This is a genomic window from Nitrospira lenta, from assembly GCF_900403705.1.
In the GTDB taxonomy this organism is placed as follows: domain Bacteria; phylum Nitrospirota; class Nitrospiria; order Nitrospirales; family Nitrospiraceae; genus Nitrospira_D; species Nitrospira_D lenta.
Map to the genome: position 1 here is coordinate 207,908 of NZ_OUNR01000001.1, position 18,295 is coordinate 226,202.

Consider the following 18,295-nt stretch of genomic DNA (forward strand, 5'->3'; position numbering starts at 1 on the left):
CTTTCCTCTGTGGTGAACGCCGTTCTTCCGCTACTTCGTCAGTAACCATGTGTGCACATCGGCAATATCCTGCTGACTCAGCACCGATCCCCAGGCCGGCATCGGCCCTCGCCCGTGCAACACCGTTTCCCAGAACAGGTCGTCATGTTTCAGAATCGGATTCTTCGCCAGCTTCGGTCCCATGCCGCCGGTTGCACCGGCGCCATGACAGGCCTGGCAATTGTGTTCGAAGATGCCCGCTCCTCTTGTTGAAACGCCGACGAGCGGACCGGTGTCCGCCGGCTCTTGCGTCAGCGGCTCCGCTGGGCTCGACTCATGATCGAGCGGCGGCAGATGATCCGGCGCAGCCGGGTGATAGCGGGCGGACAGGTACCGCACGAGCAGGTCGGCTTCGTCGTCGGAAATCTCCGCTCCCCACTGTTTCATTTTGTCGACCGTGGCCAGCCAGCGGTCTTTCGGCAGGCGCTGTTGAGAGACCAGATCAGGACTATGGCACACCGAGCAACGCGCGATGATCAGTCCTTCGGCGCGCGGCGCCAGCGCGGCGCTCACCGACGCCAGGTCGTCTTCCTGCGCCGCCGTCATCGCGGCCACCCCTGCCAGTCCCAAGACGAACAGGCCGATGAACGGAAGGATCCGCATCGTCATAAGACCACCGTCACAGTGGCCCGATCCCATCCGTTCCACAAAAACCCGCTGGGATTCCACGGACTCGCTTGGGGTTGAACCTGCCCCACCGCATCCGTCGCACGACAGAGGATCGTCACCGCACCGGCTGCCGTGGGCCTCCAAAGAAACTGCCATTGCCGCCATGCGTAGGGCTCGTCCTCGCCGACTAGCCGAGCCTGCTCCCAGGTCTTGCCGTCATCGAACGAAAGCTCCACGGTCGCGACAGAGGCTTCTCCGCTCCACGCCACGCCCTGCACGGTGACCGGCCCCCGTCCGACTTGATCGCCATTTGTCGGCGAGGCGATGAGCGATTTCACCACCATTGCTTCGACGGGAACCATCGAGGTCCCCGGCAGACCGGAGTTCGGCTGAATCGCCGTGACCGGCACGCGATAGGCCGTCTGCATGTAGTAGCCCTTGGCTTCATTCGCCTGCACGGTGATCTCCGTCAGCCACTTGGTGCAGGAATCCGCCATCCAGCCTGGAGTCATCACCCGCAGCGGCGCGCCATGCAGCAGCGGCAAGGGCCGCCCGTTCATGTCATAGGCCAGGATCGTATCCGGATGAACGGCTTTCTCCAGCGGAATGCTTCGCGTAAACAATGGGACAGACGACACCACCGGACGATCGGCGCCTTGAAGCTGCACATGCTTCGCGGACGGCCGTATGCCGGCCTTGGCCAGCACGTCGCGCAATCGCACGCCGGTCCATTGTGCGTTCCCAACCGCGCCGCGCTCCCATTGCACGCCCGGCACTTTCGGGCGATGGAACGCGCGCCCGTTGCCGCTGCATTGGACCATAGCCGTAATCGTCACCTGTTCGAATTCTTTAAGATCCTTGAACGTGAGTTCCAACGGATGTGCGACCAATCCTCCGACATGCAGCCGCCAATTGGCCTCCGCAATCAATTCAGGCGCAGGCGGACCGAAATGACTCCGCACGAAAAACCGATGATTGGGGGTCAGATAGGACGTGAATTCGCGCACCGGCGTTTCCGCATCGTACGGTCGCATCACGCGCACGGTCTGCGGGCCGGTTTCCGGCGAGCTCGCCTGCTGAGCCTGCGCCGGTCGTACCTGACGCCAGGCCGCGAACCCGCCGATAATTTCGGCCATCCGCTTGAACAGTGTTCGACGAGAGGATGACACGGACTCACTCATGAATGGACTCCGGTGGTATGAGGATTGAGCTGGATCGTGACGGCGGGAGCGCCGGACAGGGATTGGTGCACCGTGCACCCGTGGGCGACCTTCAACAAGCGCTCTTTCATCTCCGGTGTGAGGCGATGCGGCAACCGGATCGCCAACACCATCGTCCCCACGCGATGAGGCCCTTCGGCCATCTCCCACTCGGCATCCACCGCCAGGCCTTCGCGCGAAATGTCATGCCGCGCGCAGAACTGACCGACGAAGTAGCCGACGCAGCCGGCGACCGAACCGACAAAGAGTTCGACCGGACTCATCCCCGCATTGTGGCCGCCGTCTTCTTCAGGCTGATCGGTCACTACCCGATGCCGACCGCTAGTAATGTCGTACCGTGTGCCGCCGTGATAGGCCACCGTAAGATTCATCGCGCACCTCCTGACTACGCCCGATGACCGCCTGACAAGCGACGGTTCAATAGGGTATATCCGCCGGCTTGCCGCCCTTCGGCCAATCATGCTGCTTGCCGGGGACATCCGGACGCGGCTGACTGTTGACATAGGCCGCCACATCGACGGCTTCATCGTCCGTGAGTGTCCAACCCCAGCCTCTCGGCATAGTGGACTTGATAAACGACGCCGCGACCGTGACGCGAACCATCTCAGCCGCAATCGTGTAGGAATGCGGACCCCAGACCGGCGGCGCAGCCCTCGTCCCTTGGCCGTCCGCTCCATGGCAAGACACACACTTCACGGCAAACTGTTTTTTTCCATTCACGGGATCAGGAATGTGACTGGAGGTTAAGCGTGGGATCCCACGCCAGGGCACCGCACTGCCCGGCGGGACGTTTTGCGACAACCACTCGATGTAGGCCACGACAGCCTGCAACTTAGAACTATCGGGGGGAAGGGCTTTGCCGTTCATACTGCGCTCGAAACATTCATTGATGCGATCCGCCAGCGTCATCTGCCGGTCCACCCGCGCCCGATACTCCGGATATAACCGGCTGATGCCCACAAAAGACGCGGCGTTCGGATTCCGGCCGGCATCGAGATGACAATTCGTACAATTCAGCCGATTGCCCACATAGGACCGCCCATATTCCTGCGTATTGGCGATGATTTCGTAGCCCAAGCGGATCTGTTCCCCTCGCTGATCGCCCGGGATCATCTGCGGCGACGGCGGCGCAAACAGCATATCGGCGGATGTTAACCCGTCACCCCTGTGGCCGGACTCCAGGGCCGAAACGGCCTTGGGGGTCGGCGTGCACCCACTCTCGCCAACCAGTAATCCAACGACAATGACGCAGCAGGTCCAAAGAGATAGCCGCATAAGCGCCTCGCTAGCTTTTTCTCCCAGCAGTGATGGGACAGGTATTGATTCCGAATACCCTCCACAACGGGCAAAATCCAATGGCGCCCGTCACCAGCGCAATGGTCCCAACCACCAGCGCCACCCCGGTCCCCACCGGCGGTAACTCCGCAAAGGCTCCGATTCCAAGCGCCAGAATACCAACGATCATCCGAATGGGTCGCTCAATTCCACCCACGTTACATGTCACAATGGCACCTCCTGGTCTGAGAGAAGCATGAACTCTGTGCTATCGGCTGGTTGGAGGCACGGCGGCTGAAAGAGATTCGTCCGAACGTCACCCCACCTACTCCTGCCGGAACGTCCGCACATAGGCTAAGACATCCCAGATTTCGTCGTCTGATAACGCCGTGCGCCATGCCCCCATCGCCGTATTCGGTTTGCCGTCGTGAATTCGCTTGAAGAGGCTGCCATCTAACCGGCTCTGTATACTCGGTGAGGTCAGATCGGCCGGCAAGGGAACGAGATGCAGTCCCCTCGTTCCCTTGCCGTCGATCCCATGGCAGCGGATACAGGTATTGGAATAGATTTCTCGACCGGTCACCGCGTCATATTCTTTCCCCGACGCGGGAAGTTTTTTCAATTCGCCGCCGCCAAACCCCACTGACGCAATCCCGATGAACACGCACAACATGATTCCAACAACACGCATAGCACCTCACCTGTTCGTGAGGAGAGTAATGCGAGCGATGTGCCACCAGCGTGGAAGTCAGGCGAGAACGCTATTCAATAATCCCAGCAAGTTAGCTTCTCTATCTGGAAGACAGATGAACGCGCGAACGCCAACTGGTGAGAAACACCCCACACCGGTTCTCACAGACAGTCCCAGGATGCCCCAATGCGATGCGATCGGCGAAGGTGACTTTGATGTCGGTCTCGGCATAAATCTTCGCTTTGGATTGCCCAACCTGCATAAATCCACCCTGGGCCTGCCCCAGTCGGCGAATGAAGAAATACCAAATGGAAAAGGATATCTTCTTATTCATGACCGGAATCCCGGCCATGTCCAGCGGCGAATCTCCGGCAGATCTTCGCCGTGTTCAGCGATGTATCGCTTGTGCTCGATCAGTTTGTCCCGCATCGCCTGCCGCACATAATCGGCGCGGGCCCCGCGCAACGCGACCCGGTCGATGACGTCCCCGGCCAAGTGGAACCGGTCGAGGTCGTTCATCACCACCATGTCGAACGGCGTCGTCGTGGTGCCTTCTTCCTTATAGCCCCGCACATGCATATTCCCATGATTGGTGCGCCGGTACGTAAGCCGGTGAATCAACGTGGGATAGCCGTGGAACGCAAAGATGATCGGCTTATTCGCCGTGAACAGCGCATCGAACTCCTTGTCGCTCAGCCCATTGGGATGTTCTCTCGTCGGCTGCAGCTTCATCAAATCGACGACATTGACGACCCGAATCCTCAATTCCGGCAGGTGCTCGCGCAGCAAGGCGACCGCCGCCAGCGTTTCCATCGTCGGCACATCCCCGCAACAAGCCATGACCGCGTCCGGCTCGCTGTCCCGGTCGTTGCTGGCCCATTCCCAAATACCGATACCGGCCGTGCAATGGATGATCGCGGCCTCCATATCGAGCCACTGCGGCGCGGATTGTTTGCCGGCGACAATCACGTTCACATAGTTGCGGCTGCGCAAACAATGATCCGTGACAGACAACAAGGTGTTGGCATCGGGCGGAAGAAAGACCCGGATCACCTCGGCCTTCTTGTTGACGACGTGATCGATGAAACCGGGATCCTGATGGCTGAACCCGTTGTGATCCTGCCGCCACACGTGGGACGACAAGAGATAGTTGAGCGACGCGATCGGCCGCCGCCAGGGAATGTGTCGGCAGACCTTCAACCACTTGGCATGCTGGTTGAACATCGAGTCGATAATGTGGCTGAAGGCCTCATAACAGGAAAAGAATCCGTGCCGGCCGGTGAGCAGATACCCCTCCAACCACCCTTGGCACTGGTGCTCGCTGAGCATTTCCATGACCCGGCCGGTCGGCGCCAGGTGATCGTCGTACGGATACCGATCCGCCACCCACGCGCGATCGGTGACCTCCAAGACATCCTGCCAGCGATTCGAGTTGTTTTCATCCGGACTGAAGAGGCGCAAGTTGCGACTGTCCATATTGAGCGTCATCGTGTCGCGCAGAAACTGCCCCATGAGGCGGGTCGACTCCGCGTCAATCTTGCCCGGCTTCGTCACCTTGACGGCATACGCGCGGAAATCCGGCAGGCGCAAATCCTTGAGGAGGAGCCCGCCGTTGGCCTGGGGATTGGCGCTCATGCGGCGAGACTTCTTCGGGGCCAGCGCGGCAAGTTCAGGCTTAAGCCGCCCTGCCTTGTCGAACAACTCCTCCGGTTTGTAGCTCTTCATCCATCGCTGAAGAATCGCAATATGCCCAGGCTTGTCCATATCGCCCATGGGCACCTGATGAGAACGCCAGTAGTCCTCCGTTCGCTTGCCGTCGATCGTCTTCGGACAGGTCCAGCCCTTCGGCGAACGCAGAATGATCATCGGCCAGCGCGGACGGCCGGTGAATCCTTTCACACGGGCGGCCTGCTGAATCTTCTTGATCTCCGCGACGACGACGTCCAGCGTCGCCGCCATCAGCTGATGCATCGCGCGCGGCTCCCGCCCTTCGACGACATAGGGTGTGTAGCCATACCCGCGAAACAGCTGGTCTAGCTCCTCGTCACTGATCCGGGCCAGGACGGTGGGATTCGCAATCTTGTATCCGTTCAAATGGAGAATGGGCAACACGGCGCCGTCCGTCGCCGGATTTAGAAACTTGTTCGAATGCCAGCTCGTCGCGAGCGGACCGGTTTCCGCTTCGCCGTCGCCGACCACGCACGCGGCAATCAGGTCGGGATTGTCGAACACGGCTCCATAGGCATGCGACAACGAATACCCTAACTCACCGCCTTCATGGATGGAGCCCGGTGTTTCCGGCGCCACGTGGCTCGGAATGCCGCCGGGAAATGAAAACTGCTTAAAGAGCCGCTTCATGCCCGCTTCGTCCTGTGAGATATTCGGATAGACCTCACTGTAGGTGCCTTCCAAATACGCATTCGCGACGATGCCCGGACCGCCGTGCCCCGGACCGGTGATATTGATCATGTTCAAGTCATGCTGCGCGATCACCCGGTTCAAATGCAGGTAGATGAAGTTGAGGCCCGGCGTGGTTCCCCAATGTCCCAATAACCGCGGCTTGATATGCGCGCGCGTCAACGGCTTCTTCAGGAGCGGGTTATCGTACAGATAGATCTGACCGACGGACAGGTAGTTCGCCGCCCGCCAGTAGGCATCCATTTTCTTGAGCACATCCTGCGTGAGCGGCTTTTTCTTTGTCAGCAGCATCGTCTTCTCACCCCTCCTCTCCTGTCGTTGCCAGTAGGTGAAACACAGAGTGCGCCAGCTCGCGCGCTTCATCGGTCGGGATGACGCGCACGATGGCCCGGCTCTGTTCGGCTGAAATCACTGCGTCATTGGCCTTGTTCCGCCGAGCATCAATCGCGATGCCAAGGAACCCCAACCCGTCACAAATTCTGGCGCGGATAGCCGGTGAGTGTTCGCCGATTCCTGCGCTGAACACCAGGGTGTCCACACCGCCTAACGCAGCGGCCAGCGCGCCGATCGCTTTCTTCGCCTGATAACAAAACAGCGCGACGGCTTCGGAGGCCCGCGGGTCATGCGCCTCCAGGGCGAGCAAATCGCGGATATCGGAACTGCTCTCCGACAGGCCGAGCAGGCCAGACTCTGAATTGACCATCGTGTGGAACTGCTCCACGGTCAGGCCTTCCGTTCTGGTGAGATAGGACATCACGCCCGGATCGAGATCGCCCGAGCGACGGCTCATCGGTAGACCCGAAGCCGGCGTAAACCCCATGGTCGTTTCGAGGCTCTTCCCGCCCAGCACCGCCGTCATGCTGGCCCCGTTGCCCAAATGCGCGAGAATGACCCGCCCCTCGGCCTCTCCCGACGCGCCGATTCCAGCCAGCTCCTTCATCAGGTACGCATAGGACAACCCGTGAAATCCATACCGCCGGATGCCCAGCTTGTCGTACCGTCTCGGAATCGCCAGCAGGCGAGCCACGCGCGGCAGGTCACGATGAAACGTCGTGTCAAAACACGCGATGTGAGGCACCCGCGGATAACGCCGGGCGAATAGTTCCATCAGGCCGATCGCTGCAGGAAGATGTTCCGGATCGTAGGAACTGATTCGCCTTAATTCCGCGATCACGGCCGGAGTCACCGGCTCAGGCCGGCTGTACATCGCTCCGCCGTGGACGATGCGATGCCCCACGGCTTGCAGCGCCGAGGCACCGACTCGCTGTTCAACCCGATCCAACAGCGGCCCGATACAAGCCGCATGATCGGCCCCTTGTATCGCAACCTGCTCCGTCCGGCCGGTTACGACATCCGTCATCGACAGCCGGGTGCCGGGCAATCCGATGCGTTCGACTTGGCCTTCCATGAGGCGGCGCAGCGCCGGCTGAGCTTCAAACAACGCCAGCTTGATACTGGACGACCCAGCATTGATCGTCAGAATGCCAGGAGCCGGCTGAGGCGATGACGACATCAGGATCTCCGCTGAGGAGAGTTCGGCCACGCCGAACCATCATGGGCCAGCAAGTCACCGATGCGCTCGACCGTCATATCCGGCGCCGGATAACGGCCCGGCAGATGCGGATCCAACGCATAGTGCCCCTGCCGAGGAAACACCGTCGTCACCCGTGAGCCCCACACTTTTTTCACCGCGGAGAGAATACGCAACTTGTCATCGATCAAGACATACTGCCGAGCCGGATACCGCTGCTCTACATCGCGTAACTCCAGCTCCTTATGCACATAGATCAATACGTTCCCCTCAAAGGCCTCGAACAATCCCGACCGCTCGACTTTCCTCGGCTGAAACACCACATCGCCATCGGACAGAATGACGACCTTGCCCCACTGTTTGACGTGTTCGACGACGGCCAGCGCCTGCGGGTACAGCCGATCGGCAAACGGATACTGAATCAGAAAGTGAGAGACGGTTAACAGATGGGGATCGTGGGGGTACTCGATGCGGTACTGCTGGAGGGCGCCCAAATAATCTGCGTAGCCTAGCTTGGCCCGCAATTGTTCGAAGATGATCCAGTAGCGTTGCTGACGCTCATGTCCGACTTCCTGCTCGAGGTAATTCGCGAGATCTTCTGTGACCCGATCGTTGTCCAACAGCGTATTATCGACATCAAACAGAAACACGATGTCTGATGACGACATAAGGCCCTCCTTCTCAGACGTACAGACCCGCTCCACCCCTCAGGAGCCACATGCAGCCGTTGCCGGAGACCGATGCCGATCAAATGGGTTTCCCCCCGGCACGCTCTGGCGAGCGAAGCGCCATCGCCAGCCCACAAATAATGCACCTTCCGTTCAGACGACGCAACGGAGGTTTTTCCCGACGGTTATGGCGTGCGCTTGAGGCTGAGCACGTAGCTCGTCAGATCTTGCAACTGTTGATCGGTGAGTGGGAACTTCGGCATGAAAGACCCGGGCGATACCGATTGCGGATCCTTGAAATGCTTCAGGTGCCATTCCCGTTCCGGCCTTGTGTCGCCGACAAACGACAAGTCCGGTGCGACAGCTCCACCGGCGCCATGAATTCGATGACAGCCCGCGCATCCGAACCCCGCATACAGCGCCTGCCCGCGAGCGACCGCCGGATCGGCTCGCGGCACGGCATAGAGGTTCTTGATCGACAGCCCCAACAACGACAGGACGACGGCCAGAAAAAGAACGCCTGCGCCGAGCGCCACAGGCCGCTTGATCGGATTGCGCGCAGGGTTGCGATCGATAAATGGCCAAAACAACATAATCAGAATCACGACCATCGGAAGCACCCAGGTCGCCAGCGGTTCCAGCGGCCCATGCACGTACTTCAATAACTCGTAATAGAACAGAAAGTACCATTCTGGCACCGGGACAAAACTCGTATCGGATGGATCGGCCTTATCCGTCAGTGGGAATGGAAGCATCCAGGCCGCCGTCGCCACCAAAGCGAACACGGCTCCGATCACCACGGCGTCCATATAGACCTGGCGGGGATAGAACGTCTCTTTGGTCAGGGCGCTGCGCTCGTCGGTCCAGGGTCCGGCCGGTCCGACGCGGCGCAGGATGAAGAGATGCAGCACGATGAAGGTGACGATGACGCTGGGCAAAAACAGCACGTGGATGGCAAAGAACCGAGACAGCGTGAGCGCGCCAAGCACCTCGCCTCCACGCATCACGCGCATCATGAAGTCGCCGATCACGGGAACCGTCCCCACCATATTGACCCCGACTTGCGTCGCCCAATAGGCGGTCTGATCCCACGGCAACAGATATCCGGTAAAGGCGAAGGTCATGACGACGAGAAACAAGACGACCCCGACCATCCACATCGCTTCGCGCGGTGGCTTGTACGCCCCGTAGAGAAACGTTTGCAGCATGTGGAGCCCGATCGCCACCACCATGGCCGAGGCGCCCCAATGGTGCAACCCTCGTACAAACGCGCCGAACAACACCTCCGTCTCGATGAATCGGATACTGTCGTATGCATGGTCGGGGGTCGGCGCGTAATAGACCGCGAGAAACATTCCCGTGATGGCTTGCATGACGAAGAGAAACAGCGTGACCGATCCGAAGACGTAGATCCAGCTCGCGCCGCCCGGGATGGGCTCGTCAAGAAGGGTTCGCTCTACCGGCTTGAGATTCAGCCGGCTGTCCAACCACTGATAGAACCGTGAAGCCATGAGTCCCTCGTAATTATCCTAGGCCAGGAATGCCGGGCCAGATCGTGCGCGGCACCCATTCGCTCCGCGCCACAGAAGCGTTGCCGCCCCTTCACCCCGCATCACAATGCCTCTGAGGTGGAACTGCCCGATTTGAATTCTTCAAAGACCACCATGAGCCGGCCGTTCTCGATTTTGACAGGCAAGCGATCCAAAGGGCGCGGCGCCGGTCCGGCCAACACCTGGCCGTCGATGCCGAACACGCTGCCGTGACAGGGGCACTTGAACTGTTTCTCCTCGCCGGCCCAGCGATACCCGCAACCGAGATGCGTGCACTTGGGGGCGAAGACCGTCACTTGCCCATCTGCTTGTTTCACGGCCCAGACCGCTTTCTGGGAGCGGGTCTCCAAATAGCCATCCTGGATGGTCATCGCATAGTCGAGCTGCTTCGGCTCGCCGACAGGAACATCCCCGACGCCGCCGACATCGACCCACGCACGCTCACGCCGTTTCAAGGCAGGCGCAATGATATAGCCCAGCAATGGAACCGCCAGTCCGGCGCCGATCAGGCCGGCAATGCCCGCCGTGGCCCAGTTGAAAAACGTGCGCCGCGAACCGACCGGCGTATGAAACCCAGCATCTCCCTTGACTGGCCCGCTGCCATCAGACGTCATAGCTCCCTCTCCCGTTTCATCCTCGCATTCGCATTTACGCGGGTGGGCTCAACGAGCGTCCGCTCCCGCCCGCGCATTCTCTTCATGGACGAAGCATCATCTCCGATCATGGCAACCTCGACCATTCTTCTCCCGCTACTCACTACCGCTCCACTCCGAATCGATAGAGATCATGGCACGTGGTACAGCGGGCGGTCATGCTCGACAGACGCAGGAGGATCTGCTGCGTCGTTTCCTTATTCACGACCGCATCGGCCAACGCATCCATATCGCGGTGAATCGACATCCCCATCTGCTTGAAGGGAAGCGGCAGCTTCGCCATGACCGCCGGATTCACATCCACTGCCATGCCCATCCCGGCTCCACGAGCGGCTTGTTCGATTTGCTGCCGGTCTCCCGATTGATCCTGCTCTGCCAGACCGACGACGACACCATGCACCGCTTTCAACAGCTGCCGCATTTCTCCGAGAATCATATCCCGTTCGCTCGGAGCGAGGAGGATCTCCGTACGGCCGTCAGATGATGGCGTCGTCCATCCCTTTACAAACGACCACCCGGCGACGGCCACCGTCACCACCCACAAAACCGCCAGAACCAGACAGAGGCGTGCTTTCATCTTATGCTTTCAAAAACCCGTCGGAGAATATCCCATCACACCCACGCGCTGCTCAGCTGCATCTTCCGCCGCGGCTCCAGAGACCACTGTCACCGTATCTTGAAACATCCAAAGGCCAGTCTGTACTGATTGCCTCCTAAGATGTAGCGATCTCGATTTATAAATGCAAGCCGAGGGCCTGAGCAGCGGCCAGGATCCGAACGCTTCGCCCTAACAGAAACGCCCAGTACACGTACCATCTCAGACGAACGAAAGACTTCATGAGGGACGTCTTTCCCCAGTCCTATGAATCATACTGGGGCAGAACGGGGCACATGCGGGAATACGCCGAGCAGGTCTGAGATTGAAACGCCACACGACACACAGCCTGAGCCTCCGGACCTGAATCCGGAGGCCCCCAGAGAACTCGTCTTACTTTCGCACGGCGAGCCCGTGCGTGTCGGCGGTTTCTTTGTCGTCTTTCTTATTCGAAATGGCCGCCTGTCCCTTGTAGTGTCCGACTTTGCCGCCGGCATCCACATGAATCACGCCGACGCCGGGAACGGTTCCCTTGGCGTTATGGACGCCCTTGTCGTTGCCGGTTAATGGATTGGGGCCACGCAGACCGACAAAGACGTATTGGCCATCCGGCGCAACATCCATCAAATCGGGAGCCGGATCCTGGTTGGCGTCACTCACGAGGGCAATGGAACCCACTGAAAAATTACTGAGCGTGTCGATGATCTCGACGTTATTGCCGGCGCGATCCGCACTCCAAACATAGCGACCGACTCCGACCATGCCGTGCGAGTCGGCAAACTTGTCGTCCCGCTGCGAGACCAGCCGGGCTGACACTTTCGCGGGCAGACCCGACATATCGAGCGCATACACATCATAAGAGAGCGGCGCCACCGGCCATCCGCCGCCGGAGTTGATATACATCGTGTCACCGACTTGCACGCCGCCGCAGCCGGCCGGATGAACCTGGTTGTTATCCAGCATCGCCACCGCCTTCATCGGGGTCGTCGTCACATCGAAGACCAGTAACCCGCCGCCGCGCAGCGTGACAAACGCATAGCGGCTCGACGATTCAGTGATCGGACAGATCGGCGACGTATCCGGGCGCTCACCCCCTTCGAACGCAACCAGGTTCACGACATCTTTTTCAGGATCGAAGCTGAAGGTATGCGCGGCATAGTCCGTCCAGATCCGGATGAATTTCTTTTCTGCAATGTTTGCCGCAATCGCCATCTTCTGATCCGGCGTCGGCCAGGCGGCGTGGACGTTCTTCCCCATGGAGAGACAAGCATCCGGCTTCTTCGTCGCCGCGTCCATGAACAACACATGGCCGCTCAGGAAAGAGATGATCGCGTGGTCCTGATTTTTATTGAAGAACAGCATATGCGGGCGACGCACGGCCTTCTTGGTCGCCTCTTCGCAGAACTTCCCGATGTCGCCAGCAAAATCGATCGTCAGCGTCGGCTTCGCCGAGGCAGGATTCGCCGTCAACTGCGCGCCGTCATAGATATGGAGATAGCCGCCGCTTTCCTTTCCGGTATCCGACTGATCGGTCAACCAGACTTCGTAGGCCGAAGCCGGTGAGCCGCCGCCCAACATCGCTCCCAACGCCACCCATCCGCCGACGAGCATGGTACGCATCGACGACTGCTGATGTGGTCTCTTCATCGCTGGCCTCCTTCTATATCGCACGACACAAATGCTCTCCCCGGCCCATAGCTTAGAAGGATTGCTGAGGGAGAGCAACCGACCGGACCAGCCACCTGCACCGGCTATGACCGGGCCAGTACCACGGCGGCAAACAACACGCCCAGCGAGAGCAGCAACGCGATGCGAGGAAGCCAGGTAGCAGCCGTCAGAAATGTTTGATCGGAGACCGTTCTTTTATCAGTCGGAAGGGCCAGAATCGTCCGGACACGAGGGCCAAACACAAGATCGTGAGCGAGGGTCAGCATCAGCAGCGCGGCCACCAACGACAACTTGAGTCCCAACGGGAACGGCCATCGAGCGGGCTCGAAGAGCGGCCATCCGTGGGAGAGCACCAGCATGGGACCGGTCAATACCAGAACGGCGACCGCTCCCCAGACAATCAGACGAAACCGTTTTGCCGACGTCCTGAACAACGCGCCGGCATCGGGCTTCGACGCCAGCGCGCGATAGGAAGGGGCCAGTGCCAGCGAGAGGAAGATTGTGCCTCCCACCCAGCCGACTGCGGCGAGGAGATGGATCCAGACGAGAACAAATTGCGACATAATCGATGCGACTCTACGGCTTACGCGGCCTCGGTATCAAGAGGCCTGCCCACGGGAAACTCAACGCCCCCTTGAGGAACGCACGATGCGGACACCAATCGATCTCAGCGTCACCACCGCGACATGCAACGACATACTCAACCGTGACGGTGGGCGCGCTGAGCCTTGCTCAGCGCGCTGGGATTCTCGTCCGTCATCCGGCGCGAGATGGACACGGCCCCACGTATGACACTCGTCACTTAGAATCCGATGCCGACGAACGCTCCAACCGTTCCATAATTATTCACGGTACTGGTTTGATTGGAGGCGACGTGATACCGGGCATCGACGCCCAGCCACAGCTCTTTCCAAATCCGATACTCCGCGCCGCCACCGAACTGGACTCCGATGTCCAGCACAGTGGTCTGATTTGACGGCGGACTGATCACATGGAAATCTAACCCGATCGGAATGATCCATGGCTGAAAATCGCCGCCTTGCATGAATTTTACTTTGGGTGCGACATCGATGGTCAACATGGTCAAGGGTACCTTGGCCAGGCCGCCGTTGCTGACCCCGGTCACCGTGGATGTATCCGAGTTCGCCACCGTGTGTGAATTGAACCGCTTGAATTCCACTCCGATCTCACCCACGATCCCAATCCCTTTCATCATCCCCCACAGATCTCGGGTCAGCATGAGGTCCGTTCCTGCTCCCACATAATAGCCACCGGTGGCATCATTGCGGCCGGCTGTATTATGCCCGTCGGTGAATAACTCACCGCCCCGGCTGCTGTTCAAGCCAGGATACCCTCCTCGAAAGAACACGCGATTCCCGGTCGTTGTCGTGTCTTCAGCCGAGACCGGCGACACACCAGAGACAGCGAGCCCCCCGGCGATCGCAACTCCGACACACCACACTCCAATGCTCCGCACAACTCTCTGGACCTGCATGATGTCCCCCTCCTTGATTGGGCACATGAGAGCGTTCGTGGCTCTCTCGTTGGCTTACCGTCTTACACTCGCCGGCCCGAGGCATGAGCACCGTCAGCATGTGGTTCACTCGTCTCAACATCGTGACGTTCCTCTCCTTAGCCCGGCTACGATCGTCGAAGCAGCAGCGGCTCTCGTGTGGCCTCGCTCAAGCAAATCTCGCGCATCACGCCTTTCCCGCACATCGGTGACATCACACTTCCAACATGCGCCGGCTGATCCGCCGTTTCTGCTCAGCAGTCATCCGCATCTCAGCCAATACGAACAGCAGCCGTTCCTCGGAGGAGATGTGGCCACGATAACGACGAATCAGCGCGCGTAGCTCTGTGTTCAGCGTCCGCACTCCGCCGAGGCTCTGTAGCGCCGCTGGATCTCGGCCATCGGCCCGTTTTCTCCGAAGCGTTCTCATCACCGCTGTCGCGTCGGCTTTCAGTATCCGGTGTTCGTCCAAGAAGCTCTGGAACTGCTCTTGCTTCTCCTGCTTCCGGCCAAGGATTCGCTGGAGATCTCCGACCAACACCGCTTCCCGTTTGAAATGAACGTCCACGGGGCCGGTAAAGAATCGGAGCAGTTCCCGCAACGTACCTCTATCCATTCCCCTCGCCTCACCGCCCCCGACGGAGCGAGGACTCATCGCCGTTTCAATCATGGCCAATTGATCCAGAATCTTTCGGTGCTCTCGCTTGAGAAGGGCAACCGGATCGACGGTGATACTCGTTCGCCTGCATTCTGGAGACACCATCGTTCCAGGATCCCCTGTACGAAAGCTCAAACCTGCGCGCGATGCGTCCGCCTTATGCCGCGCTCACTGTACCGAGCAGCAAGGCAGAGCCACACTGGGATTGGCCGGTCCGGTCTATGATGTATCTCAATGTTTTGGATAGGCCATTGGGCCTATAGCGAGAATCGCCATCAGCCGTCCGCGATGGAGTCGCACGCACAAGACTGATGGCTACATGCTGGGGGCGCGGGGCGGAATTCCGAAGGGGTCGTGCGATGCTGCCGAGAGGGAATCGAAGAGGAATGCCGTTTCAGACTGATGGCCGAACGCTGAAGACGGCTTCTAGCGCCGAGCTATTCTGGCGAGACGGTCTGGATTCAGTAAGGTGATGGTGCGTCCATCGATGGTGAGCAACGCCTCATCCCGGAACAGGCCGAGCAGGCGGATGGCGGTTTCAACCGTGATCCCGGCCATCTCAGCCACTTCTTCCCGTTTGAGCGTCAGTCCAACCCGGACATGATCGTCGTCTTTTTTGCCGAACCGATCGCCGAGCTCCAGCAGCAGGCCGGCCAATCGCTCGCGAGCCGTCTTGAATGTGAACTGATCGAGATGATCCATATTGACCCCGACCTCATGACTGAGGAGTTGAATCAGTTTGATCGCCAGTTGAGGATTTCTATGGATGACCGCAAGGTAGCGTTCTTTGTCGATGACGCAAACTTGCGAGGGTTCCAATGTCTCACACGTCACTTCATGGAGCGCACGCTCCCCAAAGACATGTTTCTCGATCAGCTCACCAGGGCCCAAGATCCGGACGATCTGCCGCTGGCCTCGCGCCGAAGAACGAGTCAGCTTGACCTTGCCCGCGCACAACAAATAGAGGCCCAAACATGCATGGCCTTCATAGAAGACGGTCTGGTGAGGCGCGTAGTCGAGGGTGCGTTTGATTGTCTGGAATTCGGCGAGGTCGCTGCCTTTGAGATCGCACAACACGACCTTCGCGCGAAGCGCGCAGGTGTCGCACCGCTCAATGGAACAGGGTTTCCGTTTCACGATGTGCCGATCATTCAGAGCGAGAAGAACTTTGGCCGGCATCGACATGATGCCGGCCAAAGACTCCAGCCTGATAACACTCTCTCACTGCCACTCTCGTCCTACTTCACCACCATCGACACTTTCGTCCCCGCGGGCTCCTGTGCGTCACGCGCACAACGGAATCCCATCCAATTGATCTTGGTGTGGGGGTCGGTCCCATTGCGCATGGCGACGCGCATCGTCGTGGTGCTGTCCATCCATCCGCCGCCCCGGAACGCTTTCTGTGTGCCGGCCTCCGGACCTTTCGGATTGCGATCCGGCGCGGATGCGTAATAATCCTTGTCGTACCAGTCGGACACCCATTCGGACACGTTCCCGATCACTTGATAGAGTCCGTACGGGCTCACCGCTTTGTCGTATCGGTCGACTGAAATGATCGGGGGATACAACAACAGCCGCTCCGGACGATCGCGCACGGGACCGGACAGGCCGGTTCGTCCGAAATTCGCTCGCGTCGGGCCGGCCAGTTCAGGCCCCCAGGGAAACAGCCGTCCATCGGTGCCGCGCGCCGCCTTCTCCCATTCCGCTTCGGTCGGCAGCCGGCGTCCCGCCCACTTGCAGTACGCATCCGCGTCATACCAGGAGACATGCATGATGGGATGGTGCGCCATCGTCTCCTGGAAATTCCCGCCGTCATACCGCCAGTCCAATTGCGGCTTCCGATCGGTCGCCAGAATAAACTTCAGATATTCCAGCGCCGTCACTTCGTACTTGCCGATTTCGAAGGCATCCAGATAGACCCGGCGCTGCGGCATTTCCCCGCGATAGGCCAACCGGTCCGTCTTTTTATCGCTGCCCATGATGAATTCACCGGCCGGCACCAGCACCAGCTCATCCTTGCTCTTCACGTTCGCCACCCGCTGCGCAGCGAGTTTCTTGCCGGCCGCGGTCCACTCGACGACAATATCCTGCGTATCGAGCGCCCAGGCGGCCTGCGCCACGACCAGGAACGCTGCCGTCATCACGACTGCGCTGATCATCCGCTCCCATATTCTGCACTGCTTCGTTCCCTTCCGCTCCATAACTCGGCCTCCTCTGATCATTTATGCGGACGATGCGGCACCGGCGGTGGGGGTACCACGACTTCCGTCGTCAACACCGGACCGGCGCTCTCCTGTTGAGATGATTTTGCACAGCGAAACCCTGTGAGATAACTCTTCCTGGTCGGCTCTCCGCCGTTGCGTCCGGCGGATCTCGCTACTTCCGGATCTTCATTCCACGAGCCGCCTCGAAACACTTTTAATTCACCGGTCTTCGGACCTTGCGGATTCTCGTTGACCCCCAAGCGGTAATACTCCGGGTCGAACCAATCGGACACCCATTCGCTGACATTGCCGGCCAGCTGGTAGACCCCGTACGGGCTCACCCCTTTGTCGTAGCGATTGATGTTGGCTAACGGCGGGTACTTGGCCCCTCGCTTGGACCCGGGATGCGCGATGTTGCTCTTAATCCAGCCGGCCGGTTCATCGCCCCAGGGAAACATCCGGCCATCGGAACCCCGTGCCGCCTTCTCCCATTCCGCTTCGGTCGGCAAACGCTTGCCCGCCCAGCGGCAATAGGCATCGGCTTCCTGCCAGCTGACATTGATCACCGGATGCGTCGCCATTTTGTCCGGGAACGGTTTCGCCCGCCAGAATTGCGGCCAACTCGCGCCGGTGGACAGCGCAAATCTAAGGTACTCCACGTTCGAGACTTCGTAGCGATCGATCTCAAACGCGTCGAGCGTGACCCGGTGCAGCGGTTGTTCTTGCGGCCCGGCCGCCGGATCTTTCCGGGGATCGCTGCCCATCAAAAACTCGCCCGCCGGCACCGTGACCATGCCGCCCGGCACTTCGATCATGGCCATCTGCTCGACCTCGTCCAGCGGAGTCCAGAGCGGCGGCTGAGCCGATGACTCATGATTCGCGTGAGCGACGCTCCAGGCGACGAGGCAAGAGGCAAGGGGCAGGAGGCAGGAAAGAACACTGGCGTACCACACACTGCTCTTCCGATTGCCGCTCATTCCCTGCCCTCTCGCCCCTTAGCCGC

20 protein-coding genes are annotated in these 18,295 nt (G+C 59.7%); all 20 read right to left on the reverse strand.

The features are described 5' to 3' along the window. Positions 1–30: 30 nt before the first annotated feature. Entirely contained in the window at positions 31–648 is a 618-nt protein-coding gene (locus tag NITLEN_RS00995; RefSeq protein ID WP_181416560.1) for a c-type cytochrome, read from the reverse strand. After that, on the reverse strand, positions 645–1,829 hold the full coding sequence (locus tag NITLEN_RS01000) for a sulfite oxidase (RefSeq protein ID WP_121987716.1): 1,185 nt from the start codon (positions 1,827–1,829) through the stop codon (positions 645–647). Before NITLEN_RS01000 ends, NITLEN_RS00995 begins: the two co-directional genes overlap by 4 nt. Next, the gene (locus tag NITLEN_RS01005) at positions 1,826–2,239 is read right to left on the reverse strand and encodes an OsmC family protein (protein ID WP_181416561.1); all 414 of its coding nucleotides are present in this window, start codon (positions 2,237–2,239) and stop codon (positions 1,826–1,828) included. Before NITLEN_RS01005 ends, NITLEN_RS01000 begins: the two co-directional genes overlap by 4 nt. A 46-nt stretch (positions 2,240–2,285) precedes the next feature. Continuing rightward, positions 2,286–3,143: a c-type cytochrome gene (locus NITLEN_RS01010; RefSeq protein ID WP_121987718.1), complete on the reverse strand. Its 858-nt coding sequence runs from the start codon at positions 3,141–3,143 to the stop codon at positions 2,286–2,288. Positions 3,144–3,153: 10 nt separating this feature from the next. Continuing rightward, complete coding sequence (locus NITLEN_RS01015) at positions 3,154–3,372, reverse strand: YgaP family membrane protein (protein WP_219999362.1); 219 nt, start codon at positions 3,370–3,372, stop codon at positions 3,154–3,156. 96 nt (positions 3,373–3,468) lie between these two features. Then, positions 3,469–3,834 carry a c-type cytochrome gene (locus NITLEN_RS01020; RefSeq protein WP_121987720.1) on the reverse strand — a complete coding sequence of 122 codons (366 nt, stop codon included), beginning with the start codon at positions 3,832–3,834 and terminating at the stop codon, positions 3,469–3,471. Positions 3,835–3,934: 100 nt separating this feature from the next. Next, positions 3,935–4,168, reverse strand: coding sequence for a hypothetical protein (locus NITLEN_RS01025; protein WP_146216054.1), 234 nt, complete (start codon positions 4,166–4,168; stop codon positions 3,935–3,937). Beyond that, the gene (locus NITLEN_RS01030; protein WP_181416562.1) at positions 4,165–6,543 is read right to left on the reverse strand and encodes a phosphoketolase family protein; all 2,379 of its coding nucleotides are present in this window, start codon (positions 6,541–6,543) and stop codon (positions 4,165–4,167) included. Before NITLEN_RS01030 ends, NITLEN_RS01025 begins: the two co-directional genes overlap by 4 nt. A gap of 7 nt (positions 6,544–6,550) precedes the next feature. Further along, positions 6,551–7,765: an acetate/propionate family kinase gene (locus tag NITLEN_RS01035; RefSeq protein WP_121987723.1), complete on the reverse strand. Its 1,215-nt coding sequence runs from the start codon at positions 7,763–7,765 to the stop codon at positions 6,551–6,553. Further along, complete coding sequence (locus tag NITLEN_RS01040; RefSeq protein ID WP_121987724.1) at positions 7,765–8,451, reverse strand: HAD family hydrolase; 687 nt, start codon at positions 8,449–8,451, stop codon at positions 7,765–7,767. The genes NITLEN_RS01035 and NITLEN_RS01040 overlap by 1 nt, the downstream gene beginning before the upstream one ends. Positions 8,452–8,636: 185 nt before the next feature. Continuing rightward, positions 8,637–9,962 (reverse strand): cytochrome b N-terminal domain-containing protein, encoded by a 1,326-nt coding sequence (locus NITLEN_RS01045; protein WP_121987725.1) that lies wholly within the window; start codon positions 9,960–9,962, stop codon positions 8,637–8,639. Between the two features lie 101 nt (positions 9,963–10,063). Further along, positions 10,064–10,615 carry a QcrA and Rieske domain-containing protein gene (locus tag NITLEN_RS01050; RefSeq protein WP_121987726.1) on the reverse strand — a complete coding sequence of 184 codons (552 nt, stop codon included), beginning with the start codon at positions 10,613–10,615 and terminating at the stop codon, positions 10,064–10,066. A gap of 142 nt (positions 10,616–10,757) precedes the next feature. Next, on the reverse strand, positions 10,758–11,231 hold the full coding sequence (locus NITLEN_RS01055) for a hypothetical protein (RefSeq protein ID WP_121987727.1): 474 nt from the start codon (positions 11,229–11,231) through the stop codon (positions 10,758–10,760). 411 nt (positions 11,232–11,642) lie between these two features. Then, positions 11,643–12,896: an LVIVD repeat-containing protein gene (locus NITLEN_RS01060; protein ID WP_121987728.1), complete on the reverse strand. Its 1,254-nt coding sequence runs from the start codon at positions 12,894–12,896 to the stop codon at positions 11,643–11,645. Between the two features lie 104 nt (positions 12,897–13,000). Then, positions 13,001–13,480 carry a hypothetical protein gene (locus NITLEN_RS01065; protein ID WP_121987729.1) on the reverse strand — a complete coding sequence of 160 codons (480 nt, stop codon included), beginning with the start codon at positions 13,478–13,480 and terminating at the stop codon, positions 13,001–13,003. 239 nt (positions 13,481–13,719) lie between these two features. Continuing rightward, entirely contained in the window at positions 13,720–14,412 is a 693-nt protein-coding gene (locus NITLEN_RS01070) for a hypothetical protein (RefSeq protein ID WP_121987730.1), read from the reverse strand. A gap of 232 nt (positions 14,413–14,644) precedes the next feature. Further along, entirely contained in the window at positions 14,645–15,193 is a 549-nt protein-coding gene (locus NITLEN_RS01075; protein ID WP_121987731.1) for a hemerythrin domain-containing protein, read from the reverse strand. Between the two features lie 321 nt (positions 15,194–15,514). Continuing rightward, positions 15,515–16,225, reverse strand: coding sequence for a Crp/Fnr family transcriptional regulator (locus NITLEN_RS01080; protein ID WP_181416563.1), 711 nt, complete (start codon positions 16,223–16,225; stop codon positions 15,515–15,517). Positions 16,226–16,326: 101 nt separating this feature from the next. Then, positions 16,327–17,289: a formylglycine-generating enzyme family protein gene (locus NITLEN_RS01085; protein ID WP_121987733.1), complete on the reverse strand. Its 963-nt coding sequence runs from the start codon at positions 17,287–17,289 to the stop codon at positions 16,327–16,329. A 17-nt stretch (positions 17,290–17,306) separates the two neighbouring features. Beyond that, positions 17,307–18,269 (reverse strand): formylglycine-generating enzyme family protein, encoded by a 963-nt coding sequence (locus NITLEN_RS01090; RefSeq protein WP_121987734.1) that lies wholly within the window; start codon positions 18,267–18,269, stop codon positions 17,307–17,309. Positions 18,270–18,295 lie beyond the last annotated feature (26 nt).

What these genes read in the sequence shown, in the direction of transcription:
- NITLEN_RS01045 (WP_121987725.1), bottom strand. Translation starts at nt 9,962, where the DNA reads ATGGCTTCACGGTTCTATCAGTGGTTGGACAGCCGGCTGAATCTCAAG.
- NITLEN_RS01050 (WP_121987726.1), bottom strand. Translation starts at nt 10,615, where the DNA reads ATGACGTCTGATGGCAGCGGGCCAGTCAAGGGAGATGCTGGGTTTCAT.
- NITLEN_RS01070 (WP_121987730.1), bottom strand. Translation starts at nt 14,412, where the DNA reads ATGCAGGTCCAGAGAGTTGTGCGGAGCATTGGAGTGTGGTGTGTCGGA.
- NITLEN_RS01040 (WP_121987724.1), bottom strand. Translation starts at nt 8,451, where the DNA reads ATGTCGTCATCAGACATCGTGTTTCTGTTTGATGTCGATAATACGCTG.
- NITLEN_RS01085 (WP_121987733.1), bottom strand. Translation starts at nt 17,289, where the DNA reads ATGGAGCGGAAGGGAACGAAGCAGTGCAGAATATGGGAGCGGATGATC.
- NITLEN_RS01065 (WP_121987729.1), bottom strand. Translation starts at nt 13,480, where the DNA reads ATGTCGCAATTTGTTCTCGTCTGGATCCATCTCCTCGCCGCAGTCGGC.
- NITLEN_RS01020 (WP_121987720.1), bottom strand. Translation starts at nt 3,834, where the DNA reads ATGCGTGTTGTTGGAATCATGTTGTGCGTGTTCATCGGGATTGCGTCA.
- NITLEN_RS01090 (WP_121987734.1), bottom strand. Translation starts at nt 18,269, where the DNA reads ATGAGCGGCAATCGGAAGAGCAGTGTGTGGTACGCCAGTGTTCTTTCC.
- NITLEN_RS01000 (WP_121987716.1), bottom strand. Translation starts at nt 1,829, where the DNA reads ATGAGTGAGTCCGTGTCATCCTCTCGTCGAACACTGTTCAAGCGGATG.
- NITLEN_RS01010 (WP_121987718.1), bottom strand. Translation starts at nt 3,143, where the DNA reads ATGCGGCTATCTCTTTGGACCTGCTGCGTCATTGTCGTTGGATTACTG.
- NITLEN_RS01060 (WP_121987728.1), bottom strand. Translation starts at nt 12,896, where the DNA reads ATGAAGAGACCACATCAGCAGTCGTCGATGCGTACCATGCTCGTCGGC.
- NITLEN_RS01025 (WP_146216054.1), bottom strand. Translation starts at nt 4,168, where the DNA reads ATGAATAAGAAGATATCCTTTTCCATTTGGTATTTCTTCATTCGCCGA.
- NITLEN_RS01055 (WP_121987727.1), bottom strand. Translation starts at nt 11,231, where the DNA reads ATGAAAGCACGCCTCTGTCTGGTTCTGGCGGTTTTGTGGGTGGTGACG.
- NITLEN_RS01035 (WP_121987723.1), bottom strand. Translation starts at nt 7,765, where the DNA reads ATGTCGTCATCGCCTCAGCCGGCTCCTGGCATTCTGACGATCAATGCT.
- NITLEN_RS01030 (WP_181416562.1), bottom strand. Translation starts at nt 6,543, where the DNA reads ATGCTGCTGACAAAGAAAAAGCCGCTCACGCAGGATGTGCTCAAGAAA.
- NITLEN_RS01005 (WP_181416561.1), bottom strand. Translation starts at nt 2,239, where the DNA reads ATGAATCTTACGGTGGCCTATCACGGCGGCACACGGTACGACATTACT.
- NITLEN_RS01075 (WP_121987731.1), bottom strand. Translation starts at nt 15,193, where the DNA reads ATGGTGTCTCCAGAATGCAGGCGAACGAGTATCACCGTCGATCCGGTT.
- NITLEN_RS00995 (WP_181416560.1), bottom strand. Translation starts at nt 648, where the DNA reads ATGACGATGCGGATCCTTCCGTTCATCGGCCTGTTCGTCTTGGGACTG.